Origin of the sequence: Amaricoccus solimangrovi, assembly GCF_006385685.1 — a bacterium.
GTDB classification, from domain to species: domain Bacteria; phylum Pseudomonadota; class Alphaproteobacteria; order Rhodobacterales; family Rhodobacteraceae; genus Amaricoccus; species Amaricoccus solimangrovi.
In genome coordinates this window covers 1-3,189 of sequence record NZ_VFRP01000077.1, presented here as the reverse complement: position 1 = coordinate 3,189, position 3,189 = coordinate 1, and the positions used below count along the sequence as shown (strand labels likewise).

Annotated in this window: 2 protein-coding genes; one reads left to right on the top strand and one right to left on the bottom strand. The window is 67.4% G+C overall.

All coding sequences use genetic code 11. The annotated features are described in order from the left end of the window. The first annotated feature begins 59 nt into the window (after positions 1–59). Entirely contained in the window at positions 60–2,120 is a 2,061-nt protein-coding gene (locus FJM51_RS23160; RefSeq protein ID WP_140456455.1) for a hypothetical protein, read from the top strand. Positions 2,121–2,349: 229 nt separating this feature from the next. Here the strand turns inward: FJM51_RS23160 and FJM51_RS23155 are convergent. Further along, on the bottom strand, positions 2,350–3,189 hold an 840-nt coding region (locus tag FJM51_RS23155), incomplete at its 5' end, for a calcium-binding protein (protein WP_140456454.1).

Sequence of the window (3,189 nt, the reverse complement as noted above, 5' to 3'; positions counted from 1 at the left end):
GCCGCTCGTCTGGACCGACGGCGCGGGCAACCTTCAAATCCTGACCTGGAGCTGATCGAATGGGGAACATCAATGCCGCGACCAAGCGGGCGCTGACGCATATCGTCGGGCACGACGCCGCCGGTCGGGGGGGCCGCGCGCCGGTGCTCGACCGCGCGACCGTCGCGGCGTTGCTCGCCGATACGGCGCTGACCTACGACGCGGTGGTCTCCGCCGGGAACATCGTTACCGCCGGCCCGCACCGCCTCGAGGCCAAGGCATCCGACGCGGTCGCGGCCGACTACGACTGGGCCTCCGGGGGCGGGATCAGGTTCCGCGCGCTGCCGGGCGCGGACAACCTGGTCTCGGCCGAGGCGCTCGGCTGCGACATCGTCACCACCTACGGCGCCGCCGCCGGCGCGGCCGATGCGACGTCCAGGATCCAGAAGGCCATGGATCGGGGCAATGACGTCTTCGTGCCCGGCTTCATCCGGTGCGCGGGCCCGCTCAACCCGGTGGGACGTCGGCTGATCGGCGCGGGCACGCGCCAGTCCGGTCTCTGGTGCTCCGCCGCCGGCGCCGGCGTGTTCGCAACCGGCATCGGGACCGAGGTCCGCGGACTTTCGATCCTGTCCGACTTCACCGCCGGGTATCTGCTGACGCTCGGGGACGGCGTCGAAGGCTCGACGCTCGCCGGCATCTTCGCCGACCTCTATGTCTCGGGCGCGAAGACCCGGGGCCTGATGGTCCGCGAGTTCGCCAACGGCAAGACGCTCAACAGCACGATCAAGCAGACCGGCGGCCGGACCGGAACGACCAGCGTCGAGGATCCGCGCCGCCACTCGGCCGAGATCCGCTGCAAGCACGAGATGACGAACTGCGAGATCTCGGCCTCGACCGGCTATGCCATCCTCGTCGTCAGCCAGGCGGGCTGGGAGGAGACGCGGCTGACCCTCAACGGTGGATGCCGGGCCATGAGCGGATACGAGGGCTGGATGAAGGTCGTCGCCTACGACGCCGCGACGCTCTGCACCGTGACCATGAACATGCCGTATTTCGAGAACAGCGGCATGACGGCGAATCCGGGGGTGAACAATCCGAGCGCCGGACCGGCCATCGTGCTTCAGGGGCCGAACGCGCGGCTCCGGATCACCGCCCTGGACAAGGCGCTCATCCGGAAGTCGACGCATCTCATCGGGCTCTACGATGGTTCCAGGGCGCGGCTGCCGATGGACCCCGGCGCCGTCCGCTTCCAGGCCCTCGGGACCGCGATCCAGGGCACGATCGCGGTCCAGGATGTGATGGCCGCGCCCGCCTTCGCCGCCGGCGTCTACGTGCCCGACGCCGGCGTGCTCGTCACCGACGGCGGCAACGTCTATCACGCGAAGGCGGAGGCGACGCCGTTCACGACCGGAGCGACGATCGACCTCGCGCAGTGGGTGCTGGTGAGCCCGGCCGCGCGCGTGGCGGGTGAGCTGAAGATGGAAGGCATCCCGTCGCTCTTCTCCGGCGATACCGAAGCGGCCCCCTCGCTCACGGACTGGAAGGAGTTCATCCGCGCGCCCGCGATGCTGAACAAGCTCTCGGCCGACTTCACGAGCAAGACGAAGATCGCCACTCTGCTCGATGGATCCACGGTCTCGGGCATGAGCTTCAACGCGGGCTCAAGCGCCGTCACCACCACCGCGGGAGAGTTCATCAGCGGCACCGGCGCCGTGAAGGTGACCGGCAACGGCTCCACCGTCTCCGCGCTCAATTGCTCGTTCCCCTATACGATCCCGCCGGACCTCGTCGGCCACTGGCTCCAGGTGACGGCGGTGCATTCCTACAAGCAGGTCGGGGCGAACCTCGGCAACGCCACGACGGCGAAGGTCAGGACCAGGCTTCGCGTCGCGGCCGGGACCGCGACCATCCTTCCGGCGGATAGCTCGTCGCTCCCGCTCGACATCACGCCCGGGCCCGGCGACGGGGTCCAGACCGGCTGGTACAAGCAGCAGCATGTCTTCCGGGTCACCACCGCCGGGACCGTCACCGTGTCGCTCGTGCTCGACGACCAGACCATCGCGCGCGACGACATCGCCTTCATCGACCGGATGGAACTGTTCGTGGTGCCCTCTGCCGACGGCGGAGCCTACGCGTGATCGCCGCTTCCGGCCAGCCGAGCCTCCGGGCGGTCTCACGCCAGCCTTGCCACATCGAGAGCATCGTCAGCAGCATTGCGGTGACGGCATAGGCGAGGTCGGCCGCCTCGGCCAGCGCCCGGCGCATCGCCCTGAACGGCAATTCGGATCCTGAACCATGACGCCGCGCAATTCCATGAACCGGTCGCGATCGGCGCCATCTCAAGGGCGCCGATCAGACGAGTCGGCGTCACATCACGAAGATGTCGTCCAGTAGCGTGGCGAGGTTGGTCACGCCCTGGACGGTCAGAACGTTGCCGTCTCCGAAGTCGAAGACGGCGTTGCCGCCGGCGATATGACCGTAGTCGTCGATCACATCCTGCGCGGTGGTTCCGGTCGGGAGTGGATTCTCGAGCCAGATGGCATCCTCGTTCGCGAAGTCGGTGATCCGGTCTTTGCCCGCGTTGAAGATGAAGCGGTCTTCATCCGTACCGCCGCTCAGGTTGTCGTTTCCTACGCCCCCGTCGAGAATGTCGGTTCCCTCGTCACCGCGAAGAACGTCGTTTCCCACTCCACCCGACAATTCATCGTCGTCGAAGCCGCCCTCGAGCGTGTCCGCGCCGCCGAGGCCCTGCAGTATATCGTCGCCGACATCTCCGACCAGGCGGTCGTTGCCGCCCTGCCCGAAGAGCCGGTCGTTGCCCCTGTCGCCGTTCAGAACATCGTTGCCGTTGCCGCCATAAACGACGTCGTTGCCGACGCCCCCCGAAAGGAGGTCGTTTCCGTCCTCACCGAGGAGCCTATCATTGTGGTTGCCGCCGGAGACCATGTCGTCTCCCGCCCCTGCGTGTATTTCATCCTGGTGGTTGTCGCCGAAAATTGCGTCGTTTCCATCGCCACCGACGATGGTGTCGTTCCCGTCGCCGCCGCGCAACGTGTCGTTTCCGGTGCCGCCGTCGATGAGATCATTGCCGCCGCCGCCGCTGATGACGTCGTTGTTGCCCTCGCCCGTCATGATGTTGGCGAAGTTGTCGCCGTGAAAAGTGTTGACGGCCGCGTCGCCCAGATAGGGGTTGGGGAACACCTCGTA

Bases quoted from the DNA above. Each gene is read 5' to 3' on its own strand.
- FJM51_RS23160 (WP_140456455.1), top strand. From the start codon at position 60: ATGGGGAACATCAATGCCGCGACCAAGCGGGCGCTGACGCATATCGTC.